The following is a 15,077-nucleotide window of genomic DNA, read 5'->3' as shown; positions in this document are numbered from 1 at the left end:
AGCTACTATTTTTTTTGTTTCCTAGCTAAAACTTAAAGGAGTTAACTATTCTATACTGGGTTTGATAAATTAGCAGCTGATGATTTTTATAATTTCTATTATAATTGTGTTATAGATTTATAAAAATCTAATTCTATAAAAATTAAGTATTCGCAAAGTTGGTAACCTTGTAAAATAAAATTTTTAATATCCATCGATTTTTACCTTATTATAGGTAGGCTAGAAAAACCAAGGAATTAAAGTCATTAACATAAGAAATATGATTAATAAACCCAACGCAGCACGGGTATCATCAGGTTCAGTTAACTCATTTAAACTTGGTCTTTCTAAGTCTCGTCGGAGAAAAAGAATCACAATTACCCAATAAAGAGGAAGAGAATTTTGGGGGTTAATTAATGTTACAATTCCTAAGACAATTAAGGACACTATTGTAGTCTTCCTTGCAGTTTTTCTTCCATAAATTGCCTGAACAATTCGTCCCCCATCTAACTGACCCGCAGGAAGCAAATTAAGAGCATTAATAACTAATCCTAACCATCCTATAATCGCTAATGGATGAACATCGATTAGCGATTTTTGTAGTTCTTCTCCGAACACCACCCGAGCTAAACTGCCAACTAAAATTGAGCCTTGAAAAAACTGAGTAGGTACTTGAAACAAACTTCCTGGATGAGACAATACCAATCCAACCGTCAGCAATACTAAAGAAAATCCCCATCCTGCAGCAGAGCCAGCAAAAGCCATATCAAATAAGACATTTCGGTTAGGCAGTAAGGATTCAAAGTGAGTAATTGCCCCAAACGATCCAATTTGCCAGGTGGGAAGAAAAAATGGAACACTCAGGCGCACATTGTGATGTTTTGCAAGAAGACGATGACTAATCTCATGGGCAATTAAAACTGTCCACAGTCCTAAACTAAGGGGTATAACTTCTAGATAACGACTCCAGTTACTGAACAAATCGAATCCTAACAGAATTCCTGATGCTTCTAAACTAGTTAAAATAGTTGCTACAAACAGGACCAAAGCGATATTTTTCTGCACTAAGGTGGTTGGTCGTGGATCAACAATACTTGGAAGCACTATCACTACAGGTTTTTTTTCTGTTCCTTCTACTAAAAAGAGACGGTACTTATCAAAAAAACGAGCTTTTAATTTTTCTGAAAGGTGATGGTAAACTGTGTCAGGTTCCCCTCGTAAATTACCTTTAAAAATTGCTCCCTCTTGATAAGAAATTGTTTCAGTCGCAAAAAATGTATCAATGCCAAATATGCCTTTAATCAGTCTAAGATCTTCTTTAGGAATAGGTAGAGTATCTGCTACAATTTTCAGGTTAGAATCAAGATGAGTCCTTTCAGATTGATTGACTTGAGAATTCTCAGCTTTACATTGTTCTTGTAAACCGTCAGCGACTTTTTTTTTTAGGATGACGTCTTGACCTTCAGCTCTTAGTTTTTTTCCTAAATAAATGTATACTCCTAATGAAGTTACCAACAACAATAAAATTGTAACTAAATTAAGATAAATTCCGGCAGCAAATAACCCGAAAGATACTAGCCAGGGAGCTATCAATGCTAACGACTGCAACTCGGCAAAAACTACTGATTTACCATAGAATTTAGTTCTGTTATAACCCCAGGTTAAAATCCCCGAGGCGACCAAAACGATCAAGAGTATAGTAGTTGTCTCAAATGGGTTTAACATGATTTATAAGTGTTTAGATAATTGGGGTAGTCGTCTTAGGAGTTATTAGTTAAAACACCAACTATACTGAATCTATACATTTATTATAGGATACTCAAGCACACCACACTAGTATCGACGTTTGTCAAGTTTTATAGAGGAGCTTAAGCAAGGTTTTTATGGATCTGGACTGGGTATATTCTAACCTCATGAAAACCGTCCATTTCTCCTCCTCTCACTCCCTTATCTTTCTAGTCTCAACATGTTGATTTAGATGATAAATAGCTTAGATCTCAATTTAAACTGAAAACGCAGGAAACTCCCATTAACGTCGACAGTTTACTACCTACTATAAGGTTCACTTATTTCTAACAAAAGTTGTTAACATTCCCTGAAAACATAGATAAATAGGGTAAAACTATAGTATTCTGTCTTTGACGGTAGATAAGTAAAATTGATATGCATAATAAGTAATTTATCTTTATTTAGAGTTACATTCTCTCCCAAGTGGGGAGTATCTAGTAGTTGTGAAGATATCCTTACATGCTGTATTTTTTATCAATGACGCAACTGACACTAAACTTAGTTCAAGGACCCGTCAGCTTTAATTTTAGTCCTGAAGTTGCTCAAACTCTTAAAGAAAAAATTGATGAGTTGATGGTTGATCTTAAAGGGCTATCGAATAGCCTCACATAGGAGCGGGTTTTGTTGAACTGTTTTGTAATCCTAAATATTGATCCAAATCCCTTTCTTTGTAGCTAAAGTTTTATTGACGGTCAAGGATGGACGTGTCCGAGACTTAAAAGAGTATCTCAAACCAGTTGGCTAGTACTGAGGCTGGTTATTTAATCGGATTGCCGATTTGATCTCGTAGTAAATAATTATATCTTTCTAATTCTGTTTTCACATATACCCATTCACGAGGGGAGACACACTCGCAAAGGATATTAATTAGGTTTATGACGACTCGTCGTTTCTTTTTTGACAAGTTGACGGACTTGATTAGTGATAATACTGATTATATGATGAACATCTTAAAGAGGACTTAAGGATAGGAAGGGTAGTAACACTCATAGGAATTGCTCAAGAAAGTTAATGATATCCAATATTTACTATTGTCGAAGTCGGCAGTTAATTGACATAATTTTGACTGGAATAAAAGCTATATTTTTTTAGCTAAAATCCTAAAACCTAATAAAGAAAAGGTTTATAGGACGTTAAATTGAGTTGCGAAGATCGCTAGGCTTGACGTAAATAATGAGAAAGGAGAAAGGAAAAATAAGAAAGTAGAAGGTTTGATTGCTCCTCCAACTCATCATAAATGACTTGATCCGATTGAGTCGCCTGTTCCACCACCCAAGCGTGCTCTAATAAATTTAACCGTCGCAAAATTTACCACACTTGGGAGTAGACCGAACTAACTTTTAACAACAGCACTATATCAGCCCACCCCAATGTTTGTTCTAAGTCCTCTAAGCTGTAAAGGATAGGAAGAAAGCTAACCTTTGATTCCTAAGCGTTAAAGGAAGGGTTAAAACCGAAGCCACAGCCATAGGAGAACAAACTCCTGGAACGGATTTAATTTTTACTGAGGGGTAATAATAGGTAAAGGTAAAAAAATTTTACTTATATCTCAGATAGTTATAGGAAAATCATAGAATAAATACAATAGTTTTGATCTTTTTATAAATAGAAAATAAATATTAATACTGATTAATTAGTTTTAATATAAAAATCAATAATAACGTTATATAATCAATGATTCCTAGTATATATAATTAATAATTATTAATTATATATACTAGGAATCATTATAACTTATAAAGAATTATATCCAAGTTAAACCGAAAATAAAATAAGTTTATAAGTTAGTTTACTGGGCAAAAGTTTTGATCACTAAAAATACTACTTCTTCAAAAGAAATATATAAAAAATGTCCTGAATATTATGTTACTCATATTAGTGATTTCTTTAATTTTGGAAGTTTAAGTAGTGAAGAAACAACGTGTAGATGAAATTGGCTATCTCTTAAGAGGGGAGTAGATTCAGAGTATGGTTGCAGCAGTAGTTACAATAAATGTGGTGGATGTGGTAGTGATTAACTATAACTTTGAAGAAGCGATTTTTTCTATTTAAGATAAGAATAGGATATTTATTTAGGTAAAAAACTATGAAATTATTTGGATTTGGTAAAAAATCAGCTATGCCTACTTCTGAGACAGCATTGCCTGGGCGAGAAGCGAAAATGTTCGTCTCAACTTTCCACTATGTTCATGGAAATCCTATTAAATGTCCCTTTCCTGAAAGAATGAAAACCGCAATGTTTGGATTAGGATGTTTTTGGGGAGCGGAACAGACATTTTGGCAACTTGAAGGGGTGTATACGACTGCAGTAGGGTACACAGCCGGGTTAACTCCTAATCCTACTTATCGAGAAGTTTGTACCGGACTTACGGGTCATAATGAAGTAGTGTTAGTAGTTTTTGAACCCAAAATTATTAGCTATGAACAACTGTTAAAGATATTTTGGGAAAGTCATAACCCCACCCAGGGAATGTGTCAGGGAAATGATATAGGAACTCAATATCGTTCAGGAATTTATGTTTATTCCCCCGAACAAAAACAACAAGCAGAAGCTTCTAAAGAAGTTTACCAAAAAGCATTAACTGAAATGGGATATAGCAAAATTACTACGGAAATTTTGGATGCTTCTGTATTTTACTATGCAGAAATTTATCATCAACAGTATCTTGCCAAAAATCCTAACGGTTATTGTGGTTTGGAAGGAATAAATGTTATTTTTCCTGCTGGTTTCAATACGACAGGTAATTAACTATTGACCAATTATTTTCTATCAGGTGTTAAGTTCATTTCAAATTCGAATAAAATATTAACTATTTATCTTTTGAGTCAATAAAAAATATCTGTTTATCTCAGAAAAATTTACTATTTCTTAGTAATAAAATAATTTATTACTAAGAAGTAGTAATATTTAGTTAATTACCATAGGACCTTTAGTAATTTGGACTACTTAGAAGCTTAATAAAAACCTAAAGGTGTTATTGCTCAATTGAATTATGTGCTAATATTATAAGATATACGGGAACAATATAAGTAATAAATGATAATAACACTATGCTTGATTTTAAGTTTTTAAATCAGCTTAAAACCAGCTATTTATTTAAAATACATAAATTTTCCATAGTATATTGACATATCTATGATATGAAAATAAATTTAGAGAAAAATTAAGTATTTTTAATATAAAAAATATACTAAACTATCAAAATAAAATTATCATAAATATTAGTATATATATTGAAAAATTTCATCAGAATACTGTCAATAAATTAGTAGTTCAAACTAAATACGTGTCAACTAGACAATCAAATTAAAATTTTTAAAAATTGGTTTGTAGCCCTCTTAAGAAAGAATATATTTATTTAACTTCAGAAAAATATAGTCAAGCAAAAAAAAGTTGTATTAAATCAAGTATAGAAAACTTCACTATTTATATCCAAAATATCTATCAAATATATCCATATGTAATTTTTTCATATAAAAGTGTAATTAACAACAAATAAAAATTGATTTTAAAAAGAGATTATTGATCTATAGGTTACATAAAATTAACCAGTAAAATTCTCAGATTTTAAATTTTACTGGTTAATTTTATATCATCAGTTCGGTATAATTGTATTTCTTAAAAGAACTAGATAGTGTGTTAGCATAGCATGTTACACAAAAAAACATTTCTGATGCATCACACAAAAAAAAGGAAAAAAATACTTATAATACTGTAGCTTATCTAACTCTTCCTAGGTAATATTTTGTTTAGCATATAGTCTTTAAGAAATATTCTTGTCTATTCACTTAGATATTAACTGATTTATCATTGATCGAAAATAAGTATATCGAATCTTCCAACCGCGCTAAATCCAATCTTGCTGTTACACATCCTAAAAATTGATTTATTCTAAAATAATCATTAAGGATAAGCAGAAAAAAATATAAAACCCGGTATCGTCAAGATTTTTAATAGTTTCCATTAAAATCATTGATAAGTTTTAGGTATTATGTATTGACAGAAAAACTTAAATATAAAATGTGTTGAAATATAAACTGGTTGCTGAAACTAAAGAAAAAAATTAACAGAAAAGAGGAGATAGTGATCCGAATCATCATGAGGAAGTAAACGTCCAATTTTCATTTAGACTTTTATATTTATTTCTTAATCTCAATATTTAGGCTGTAATTGTTTGTTCAGCATGATATATGTAAGAGCTTATATAATAACCAGAAATTAGGGGAAAACAAGAATAGCTAAAATCGATAATTCTTAATCCAAAAAGAAGAGTAACAGTCAGTTGAAAGTCTAGATACAAAGGAAAATCATATAATCATTTATTTCAAAGAGCTTGGGAAAATTAAAATTTTAAAAAAAATTACAGATAATACTAATCGACACTATATTCTTTTGAGGACTTAAACTTAAATGTAGTTACTAAAGATATATTTCTTCAGTCGAAAAATTAAATTACTGAATGTTACTCTTAAGTCCTAAAGTAATAATGTGGAACTGATAAAATCTTGCTTAAAAAATATGAGATGATCTTAACTTACTTTTTTAGTGCTCTGTGAGCTTTTATTCGATTAGAATTCATGAGGATTAAAGAGTTAATGGACAATTGGTGTTAAACTGAAAGGAAACTATTTTTTGAGGTTGACCGTGGTTTTACTAGTGATTACTTTATCTATTTTAGATAGTACACATTTGACATAATTTGTCAATGTGTACTATCTAAAATTTATCGGATAATGATCGACATGAGTGAATCAAATCCCAATCTTGAGATAGATGATCACAAACAAAAAGTAATATTCGTATTTAAGATAGAACCTAGTTAAAAGTTAGTAAAATGAAATTAGTTACCCTATTCATTTATATTCACTTAAGTTCGTCCATCTATTTAAGATATAACAACAAACGCCTGTGATAGATAAAAGACGCCCTCAACGGGATCTCCCCAAAATCAACGAAAGAATTCGTTTTCCTGAAATCCGAGTCATCGATAGCGATGGTGCACAAGTCGGTCTTCTGACTCCTGATGAAGCCTTAACCATCGCGCAAGAAAAGGAGCTTGATTTAGTCTTGGTGAGTGAAACTGCTAAACCTCCTGTCTGCCGAATCATGGATTATGGCAAATATAAATTTGAACAGGAGAAAAAAGCCAGAGAAGCCAAGAAAAAGCAGCATACAGCCGACGTTAAGGAAGTAAAGATGCGTTATAAAATCGGCGAAAGCGATTATATGGTACGTATTAATCAAGCCAAACGTTTTCTTAAGTCTGGTGACAAAGTTAAAGCGACGGTTACATTCCGAGGTCGAGAAATTCAACATTCCAATTTGGCCTTAAATTTACTAGACCGTATGGCTCAAGATCTTAAAGACATCGCTGACATTCAACAAATTCCTAAACGGGAGGGACGAAATATGATGATGTTCTTAACCCCCAAGAAGTAAAGAAAGACTAAAAAACTGTTGATAACATAGTCACATTTAGGCAATTAAATTCGTTAACTCCCCTCTTTAGGATGAGGGGATTATTTTGTCTTATTGTGACAGTCAGTTAAAGCTTTTAAAAATATTTTTATATTGTTATCAAAATAACAAGAGCTTGTTTTTCTATTATACTGTGGAGCGATGATTCTTAACCATTTGATGAAATCTTCTTCTGCTTAGATTTTGTTTTGAATTACAACTATTTTCTTCCCTATTTTATTTTCATCTGTTTCAGTTAATATCGTTTTTGATTAATGTAAAAAACATAGTATTTCAGGATATTTACATACTGTTTTGAAACCCCATCAGGCAAGAGAAATCACTTTAACAAAGTTAGGATATTTAACTATGACTGGCTATGGGTTTTCTTGAAGTTTTAATATGTTGATTAGGTCTAAGCTCCTGCTAGAATTGTCAACAATGCATTTAGTCATTTATGCTGTCAGCAGTACTACTTGATTAAGTGTTTGATTAGAAACAACAATTCTTTATTGTTTTTACAATGTTTAAAAAATACCTAATCTTTATATTATTCAACCGAATTTTTCTACTTATTGAACATTTTAGTTAGTGTTATTCTCTGTCAGTGACATAGTTTTTATGTTTGAGCTGTTAGCTTTTGCTTTAAAATAAGATGCCAGTAAAGTTTAAGATATAATGCTTTATTTAAGTTTTGATAATCTTAGCAAAATAAAATATAACAATATTATTTGTAAAAATTTTTTAAAACCTTGACTTTATATAACTCTTTTGAATAAACTGTCGTCCTATTTTCCTTTATCTCTAAGTTTTTAATTGAATGTTACTTTTCTTTTTTGACTGAGAACTGTAATTTTTTAGATGTTTATACTATGAAACTTTATTTTTGGTCATGAGATAAATTATCAAATATTTCGAATAAGCGGCTAAAGTCCGAACATTAAGATTCAGTGATCAAGTATAATGGAACTTAGCCTTAGCTATTAATTTCTTTATAAGAGTACCGATAGCTATCTCCTATTTTGAGAATCTCCTCTGTTTTGTTGATTTTTTATCCTTTATTTTTTACAATCCCTTTATGTTTCTGGACTAGATTATATTTAAGTCTATCTGTCAATAATATCTAACTCCTGTTCACTTACCCTTCGTCTTTTCAGATAGAAGTAGTTGAGAGGTTATTTTATTCTATTAGTTAGAGATTATTTTGTTTCAGGTTTTAAAATGTATCCTTCGGGCTTAATTACTCACCATAATATCTTTTCTCAAAGTTACTTTTTACTTTATCGATCATTCAATAGTTACTTATAAAAAAAAAATCCGCTAAAAAAAGGAATTATCCCCCTACAAGATTCTGTCTGTCGTCTCGAAAAAGATTAGCAGTCTCAATAGGAAATGTCCTTAGTGTCAGTCTGTTTATTTTAAGCGCTGGCTATGGAGCCATAAACACTATGGCTGCAGTAGTAGTCTTTCTGCTCCGATTTTAGGATTTGGTTTAGTAAACTTATTTATCTTTAACGAAATTTTTTAACCGTAGAATCAGCTAAACTAATTAGAATACTTTGATCTAATTTAAATTTAAATCTAATGGCAATTATACAGATGATAATTGTTTTAAAAAAGCGATCACGATATGAGCTAGATTGATTAAAAAGCTAAAAGATAACGCTATAATTAACTAGTATAGTCAGCCAATGCCACTCAAAAGTGAAAACACAGTCTTTACCAATAAGGATAATCTTACTCCATCCTCATCAAACCCTAGATAATTACCAAGTTGATTGGATACTTCAGGTTGGTAATTATCTAGAATTAAAAAGATAAATTTATATGGTGCTTGAACGCCATCATCATTATTAATACAAAGTTGATGGCTGTTTTTGAGTACAGTTTTTTTATGTCTAATTGACTTAACCCCTCAGAAAAAAATATTGAATGTCCGTTGGATAATTATAGATATTCCTTACTGTATTACAACTTATTTAGAGACAATGCGCTGTTTAGTAAATTCTAACCAACATTATAAGGGATCTTATTTATATAAGCCCATAAATCATCCTAAAGTTAGTTAAAAAAATTTTTCTCCCACGTTTACACGAGTTCCATTTAAAAAATCCCACCCTGACTGACGGCGTTTTCCCGATAATTGTACTTCTTTTAAGAGAAGCAGTCCTTCTCCTGTCTGTACCACAGGTCCAAAATTTTTAATGTTACTCATGATTTCCCCTGGGGTTCCTTTAAAAGTTGGTAATTTTGCTGCTTGTTGCCGAAGGGGTTGAAACGCAGAGGGTAAAGACTCCCAATCAATATCTTCTAACGGAATGGTCGCCATAACTTTCAGGGATTGGTCACGGAAATTGGTGATACAATTAGGATAAAATCCCCGTACTTGGTTATGAACGGCGATTGCGGATCTAGACCAATTAATCTTATAGTCAGATTTTTGAATTAGTGGAGCGTAGGTGGCTTCTGTTGGATCTTGAGCAGTGGCAATAATATCCCCAACTTCTAGTTTTTGTAAGGTTTTTAACAACAAATCTGCCCCATTTTGAGCTAGTTCTTCAGTAATTTGCTGACAATTATCTAATAATCCAATATATTTCACAGATTTAAGCAATATATCTCCTGTATCCATTCCTTCGTTCATTAACATAGTAGTAACCCCTACTTGTTGTTCCCCGTTATATACACCCCACTGAATAGGAGCTGCTCCGCGATATTGGGGCAAAATTGAGCCGTGAACATTAATACAGCCTCGTTTAGGAATAGATAAGATCTCAGGGGATAATATTTGTCCATAAGCCACCACAACAAAGACATCTGCCTGGGCTTCTCTAAGCTCAGAGAGGATCTTTTGCGCATTTCTGATTCTTTTAGGTTGCCAGAGAAGTAAATTATGTTGTAGAGCAACTTTTTTGACAGCAGAGGGTACTAATTGATTACCCCGTCCCCGTCGTTTATCGGGTTGAGTAACAACTCCTATAACTTTATAATCAGGATGATTTAGCAACCGTTGCAACGTAGCGATGGCAAATTTTGGGGTTCCAAAAAAAATAACCTGCATATTAAAAAAGAAAGGAAGAAGGTAGAAAGAATACTCCTAATACAATCTTAAAGCCTATTTATTGACAAAATGTTAAACCTTGACGTAGAGTGAGTGGGCGATCATTATCAATTAATCACAATATCTGATTAAATAATTCGCTGTAACCCAGCAGCTCAAACACTTTACACTGCTCTTTAAATTTATTTAATAAACATTTTTCAGTATTAACAAGTTGACAGACATTATTATTTGATCATCTTAAAGAAAAGTTTATCTATACTCGATGACAGTTAAAGAACATCTAAGTTTTTGGCTTGATTAGTGATCAATTAATTGTTAATCTTTTTTTTAAAAAATTAGTAAATTTAAAATTAGCCTATTGGCTAGTAATAAAAAAAACACAATGGGCCAGCCCTATATTACTGAAGTATATTGAACAATATCTTAAGAACTTACAATCTATCTAGATGGTAAGCAAACAAAAATTAACAAGAATAGAAGTAATTGAGTTTAAATCCCGCTTAAAATCATTGATATATAACTTTAAATTAATCGTATTTAATTACTTAAATGACATTTATCAAAAACCCTTACTTTTGTATTTCTGCCAATAGTAACTATTCCCTTTTCCTACACTATCAAAGACAGGTCAATTTTTCAATAAAATTATCGGTACCTGTTAATCCACAGAACATGATCGCCATTAGACTTGTAATGTTTAGTATGGCTTTGGTTTAATATAATTTAATGAAAATTTAAGGAATGATTGCTGGTATTAATGGAGTTATTTATTACGAAGTTTTGTTTTAGAGGCAGGAGACGGAATCCTATACTGTGTTAGGAATAGGACTTGATCAAGTATATACTTCTAAATCATCATCAATTACATCAAAATATTCAATAACAGAGCTTAATTTGAAGTAAATTTGCCATATAAACCGTATAAATTTTAGATAATTATAATTATTTCACTGTGCAGAATTATGTTATTATAGGGTAAAATATAAATCAATAATAAAAAATTATAAAAAAAATAATACATTAATTACAGCGCGTTATGTCAATCAATCCAGGTAAAATGTCTATACTTTTCCTAATTCTTCTAATTTTAAATAAATACAAGTTTTTTAGAGAAATTTATAAATAAAATTCATAAAATAAGATGGAAATAATCATCGGAGGAATTATTGGAGATATTATAAAAATTCTAAACTTCACTCAAGCAACAAAACAATTGCCTCTTTTAGATTTACTAAAGCCTAACCCTTTCTCTGAGTTAGCACCAGATTTACTTAGTATTATTCAGAGTATTTATACTAAATATCACCCTCTTTGATATAATTACTTAAAATATAGGATTATCCGTTAGAGAAGTTGACGGGAAATTATTACGATTGTAATTGTAAGGACTAATAACTAAACTACCTAAATTTTCTGAGATAGGTATTGCTTACCCCAGGAAATTTAGGTAACTTTTAAAAGTTAATTATTTTCCCGACTTGGAGCTAATTTAATATTAGTTGCTAACCCCAGTGACTTTAATACTTGAATGGTAATCCAAGTAATATCAATTTCCCACCAAGCTAAACCATGACGGGCGGAATACTGATAAGCATGGTGATTATTGTGCCAACCTTCTCCAAAAGTCAGAACAGCAACCCACCAACAGTTTCTAGAATTATCGTTAGATTCATGACTTTGATAGCCAAATTTGTGGGTAGCACTGTTGACAAACCAAGTAAAGTGAAAAACTATGACTAAACGAACAAAAATTCCCCAAACAACGAAAGACCATCCTCCTAAGAAATAAAGGAGTAGTCCCAACGCCATTTGAATCGGAATCATATACTTTTGACAAAATTGATAAAACGGTTCTTCCTCGATATCTTGAGTATAACGGGGAACTTCATTATCAGCAGTAATTTCATGTAGCATCCATCCCATGTGACTCCACCAAAATCCTAGATTGGAATCATGAGGATCATTTTCAGTATCAGAATATTTGTGGTGAAGTCGGTGTAAACCAACCCATCGGATGGGTCCACCTTGACAGGCCAAAGTTCCACAAAAAACAAGTGCGTATTCTAGCCATTTTGGAGCTTTAAAACTAGAATGAGTAACCAAACGATGGAACCCTAGGGTAATCCCTAAAGCTCCTGTCACCCAATATAAAAAAAATGTCACACCAACTGCTCCCCAACTAAAATTGCTAGGTAACAAAGACAGTAATGCTACTAGATGGATCGTAGCCATGAATATGATAACTGTCCAGTCGAAGGGAAGTTTTTGGGAGGTAGCCACAGTCATATAGTAACCTAAATGTAAATATATTTAGACGAGATTATGTATGCCAAAGTGCGTAACTTAAAACCTAGCCTTTCAATCATAAAGACAATCGATCATGAAAATTAGATTATTAGGGTTTTCACGAAAACGATTACTTTCGTATTATACCATAATTGAACTAGCATAGGTTTCTCTATTTGACAGAAATAACTATCTCAGCTTTAGAATCAGTAATCGTCAGCAACGAAATTGTCCTTTTGGAAAACAAATGAAAAGCAAAACGATCCTAGAAGAGGCCGAAAAAGCACTCCTTCCAATTTTTTCGGAAATCGACGCTAAGGTCAAGCAAAATCTCAAAAAAATCTTAAGTGCTTTTCGCCTTTACCGGGTTGGAGTTCACCATTTCGCGAGTGTTAGTGGCTATGGACACGACGACTTAGGACGAGAAACTCTAGATAAGGTTTTTGCAAAAGTTATGGGAGCTCAAACATCTATCGTCCGAGTACAATTTGTCTCAGGGACCCATGCGATAACCTGTGCTTTATTCGGTATTCTCCGTCCAGGGGATGAGATGTTGTCAGTTACTGGTTCTCCCTATGACACCCTAGAAGAGGTTATTGGTCTACGAGGGAATTATCAAGGTTCCTTGAAGGAGTTTAACATTAATTACCGAGAAATGCCGTTACTTGATTCAGGAACCCTTGATTGGGCAACTTTAAAAACTGTTATTAGTAACAATACTCGACTTGTTTTGATTCAACGTTCATGTGGCTATTCTTGGCGTAAAAGTCTCTCGATTGCAGAAATTAAAGAAATCATTGCTATCATTAAACGGCAAAACCCCAATACAGTTTGTTTTGTAGATAATTGCTATGGGGAATTCATTGAAACCATCGAGCCTACAGCCGTCGGTGCAGATTTGATAGCAGGTTCTTTAATTAAAAATCCTGGGGGAACTTTAGTTACAGCTGGAGGTTATATTGCGGGACAAAAAGAGTTGGTAGAAATGGCAGCTTGTCGCTTAACTGCTCCAGGAATTGGCACAGAAGGAGGAGCAACTTTTAATCAAAATCGGTTGTTATTTCAGGGATTATTTTTAGCCCCACAAATAGTAGGGGAAGCAGTAAAAGGAACTCATTTAATTGCCTATGTTTTCAATAAATTAGGATATCCTGTTAACCCGTTGCCGTTGGTTCCCCGTCAAGATGTTATTCAGGCGATTCAACTAGGTTCTCCAGAAAAATTAATTGCCTTCTGTCGAGCAATTCAAGGTTGTTCTCCAGTAGGTTCCTATTTAGACCCCGTTCCCGCCACAATGCCAGGATATGAGAGTCAATTAGTGATGGCTGGAGGAACTTTTGTGGATGGGAGTACCTCAGAACTTTCTGCTGACGGACCTCTGCGAGAACCCTACATCGTTTTTTGCCAAGGGGGAACTCATTGGACTCATATTTCCATTGCATTAGAAGCAACACTTGAGGCAATAATCTGATTCTATGGAGAGGATTAACCTATTTCTTTCGTCTCATCAGTTGATAGCGACTTCGTCATTTTGATGTCTTTAGGAGCTCCATTATGCCCGGTTTCCTACAATATGTACTGTCGGGAATAAATCAATTAGCTACCATATATCGGATTAACTTGAAATTATTCAATAATGACTAAATATTTTAAAAAATAAGTAGATCACAATAAGAGAATTAAATTTTAGTTTAAATACGCCAAAACTAAAATAAGGTTAAAGTTAAATCTGAAGAAAGTTATCTCTTCAGATTTAATATCAGTCATCGATTAACTCTTTAGCTCCATTATTTATGTCTTGACAAGGCATAGTATAAAAACTGGATTATATCATTTCAAAAATAATTCTAAACTGTGAATGTTAAATAAATAATTTTACCGTCTTTCTCTATTTCTAGGCTTTCAACTGACTAATACCTTCTTGATATAACTAAAAATCGTTAATTTTTAGCTATTTATAATCATAATACTAGATTACAGATCATTGAATAAATCGTTATACATCTCAGACAGATTATCATGATATGAATATTGGGCTTAGTTACAAAAAAAGGTAGAAGTCTAAATAAAACTTGATTTTTATGTATAAGTCTCCACACTGATCCTTTATTTCTATAATCTACTCTTTTATGTCAGTTTTTTGCTCTTCAACTTTAGCGATTACCTACGCTTTTATATAGTTTATCTATCAATTTTTAATTAAAAGTCTACTATGACCAGTTTTAGCTAAACTTCATCTAAATAGATGATAAAAATAAGTGAGATGTAAATTAGAACTTAATCTAGTTCAAGATAAGGTAAGCAAATGAATACAGATATGAAAATAAAACCTAACTATAATTCATACATTTCAATAAATAATTGATAAATCTTTCATCAAAGCTCATAAACTAGATTAAAAATTTAACTATAAAGCGGCTATGGCATGGTATGAGGGATAAAAACTCTTTTTTCACGTTTGCATCAATAAAAACCGACTAAATTACAACAATAGTGTCAATA

General features: G+C 32.3%; 9 protein-coding genes and 1 pseudogene. 5 read left to right on the top strand and 5 right to left on the bottom strand.

What is annotated here, in order from left to right; translation table 11 throughout:
* Positions 1-219: 219 nt before the first annotated feature.
* Positions 220-1,704, bottom strand: a complete 1,485-nt coding sequence (locus ETSB_RS07605) for a site-2 protease family protein (RefSeq protein WP_044107243.1) — start codon at positions 1,702-1,704, stop codon at positions 220-222.
* A 540-nt stretch (positions 1,705-2,244) separates the two neighbouring features.
* Here ETSB_RS07605 and ETSB_RS10530 point away from each other — a divergent pair.
* Positions 2,245-2,379, top strand: a complete 135-nt coding sequence (locus ETSB_RS10530; protein WP_269763989.1) for a hypothetical protein — start codon at positions 2,245-2,247, stop codon at positions 2,377-2,379.
* Positions 2,380-2,524: 145 nt separating this feature from the next.
* Here ETSB_RS10530 and ETSB_RS09425 read toward each other — a convergent pair.
* A pseudogene (locus ETSB_RS09425) lies at positions 2,525-2,757 on the bottom strand (DUF4327 family protein).
* 165 nt (positions 2,758-2,922) lie between these two features.
* Positions 2,923-3,072 carry a hypothetical protein gene (locus ETSB_RS10045; protein WP_171816434.1) on the bottom strand — a complete coding sequence of 50 codons (150 nt, stop codon included), beginning with the start codon at positions 3,070-3,072 and terminating at the stop codon, positions 2,923-2,925.
* Between the two features lie 781 nt (positions 3,073-3,853).
* On the opposite strand from ETSB_RS10045, the gene msrA reads away from it, so the two are divergent.
* Both msrA and infC read left to right on the top strand, forming a co-directional pair.
* Positions 3,854-4,516, top strand: a complete 663-nt coding sequence (msrA, locus tag ETSB_RS07590) for a peptide-methionine (S)-S-oxide reductase MsrA (protein ID WP_044107241.1) — start codon at positions 3,854-3,856, stop codon at positions 4,514-4,516.
* 2,160 nt (positions 4,517-6,676) lie between these two features.
* Entirely contained in the window at positions 6,677-7,207 is a 531-nt protein-coding gene (gene infC, locus ETSB_RS07585; protein WP_044107240.1) for a translation initiation factor IF-3, read from the top strand.
* 2,083 nt (positions 7,208-9,290) lie between these two features.
* Here the strand turns inward: infC and fmt are convergent.
* Complete coding sequence (gene fmt, locus ETSB_RS07580; protein WP_044107239.1) at positions 9,291-10,286, bottom strand: methionyl-tRNA formyltransferase; 996 nt, start codon at positions 10,284-10,286, stop codon at positions 9,291-9,293.
* Positions 10,287-11,430: 1,144 nt separating this feature from the next.
* On the opposite strand from fmt, the gene ETSB_RS10040 reads away from it, so the two are divergent.
* On the top strand, positions 11,431-11,604 hold the full coding sequence (locus tag ETSB_RS10040; RefSeq protein ID WP_171816433.1) for a hypothetical protein: 174 nt from the start codon (positions 11,431-11,433) through the stop codon (positions 11,602-11,604).
* 146 nt (positions 11,605-11,750) lie between these two features.
* Here ETSB_RS10040 and ETSB_RS07575 read toward each other — a convergent pair whose 3' ends face one another.
* The gene (locus tag ETSB_RS07575) at positions 11,751-12,575 is read right to left on the bottom strand and encodes an acyl-CoA desaturase (protein WP_044107238.1); all 825 of its coding nucleotides are present in this window, start codon (positions 12,573-12,575) and stop codon (positions 11,751-11,753) included.
* Between the two features lie 247 nt (positions 12,576-12,822).
* Between ETSB_RS07575 and ETSB_RS07570 the strand changes: the two genes are divergently transcribed.
* The gene (locus ETSB_RS07570) at positions 12,823-14,046 is read left to right on the top strand and encodes a methionine gamma-lyase family protein (protein WP_044107237.1); all 1,224 of its coding nucleotides are present in this window, start codon (positions 12,823-12,825) and stop codon (positions 14,044-14,046) included.
* Positions 14,047-15,077: the final 1,031 nt, after the last annotated feature.

The organism is cyanobacterium endosymbiont of Epithemia turgida isolate EtSB Lake Yunoko, from assembly GCF_000829235.1.
In the GTDB taxonomy this organism is placed as follows: domain Bacteria; phylum Cyanobacteriota; class Cyanobacteriia; order Cyanobacteriales; family Microcystaceae; genus Rippkaea.
This window is presented reverse-complemented; position numbering and strand designations above follow the sequence as displayed.

Bases quoted from the DNA above. Each gene is read 5' to 3' on its own strand.
- ETSB_RS07605 (WP_044107243.1), bottom strand. From the start codon at position 1,704: ATGTTAAACCCATTTGAGACAACTACTATACTCTTGATCGTTTTGGTC.
- ETSB_RS10530 (WP_269763989.1), top strand. From the start codon at position 2,245: ATGACGCAACTGACACTAAACTTAGTTCAAGGACCCGTCAGCTTTAAT.
- msrA (WP_044107241.1), top strand. From the start codon at position 3,854: ATGAAATTATTTGGATTTGGTAAAAAATCAGCTATGCCTACTTCTGAG.
- fmt (WP_044107239.1), bottom strand. From the start codon at position 10,286: ATGCAGGTTATTTTTTTTGGAACCCCAAAATTTGCCATCGCTACGTTG.
- ETSB_RS10040 (WP_171816433.1), top strand. From the start codon at position 11,431: ATGGAAATAATCATCGGAGGAATTATTGGAGATATTATAAAAATTCTA.
- ETSB_RS07575 (WP_044107238.1), bottom strand. From the start codon at position 12,575: ATGACTGTGGCTACCTCCCAAAAACTTCCCTTCGACTGGACAGTTATC.
- ETSB_RS07570 (WP_044107237.1), top strand. From the start codon at position 12,823: ATGAAAAGCAAAACGATCCTAGAAGAGGCCGAAAAAGCACTCCTTCCA.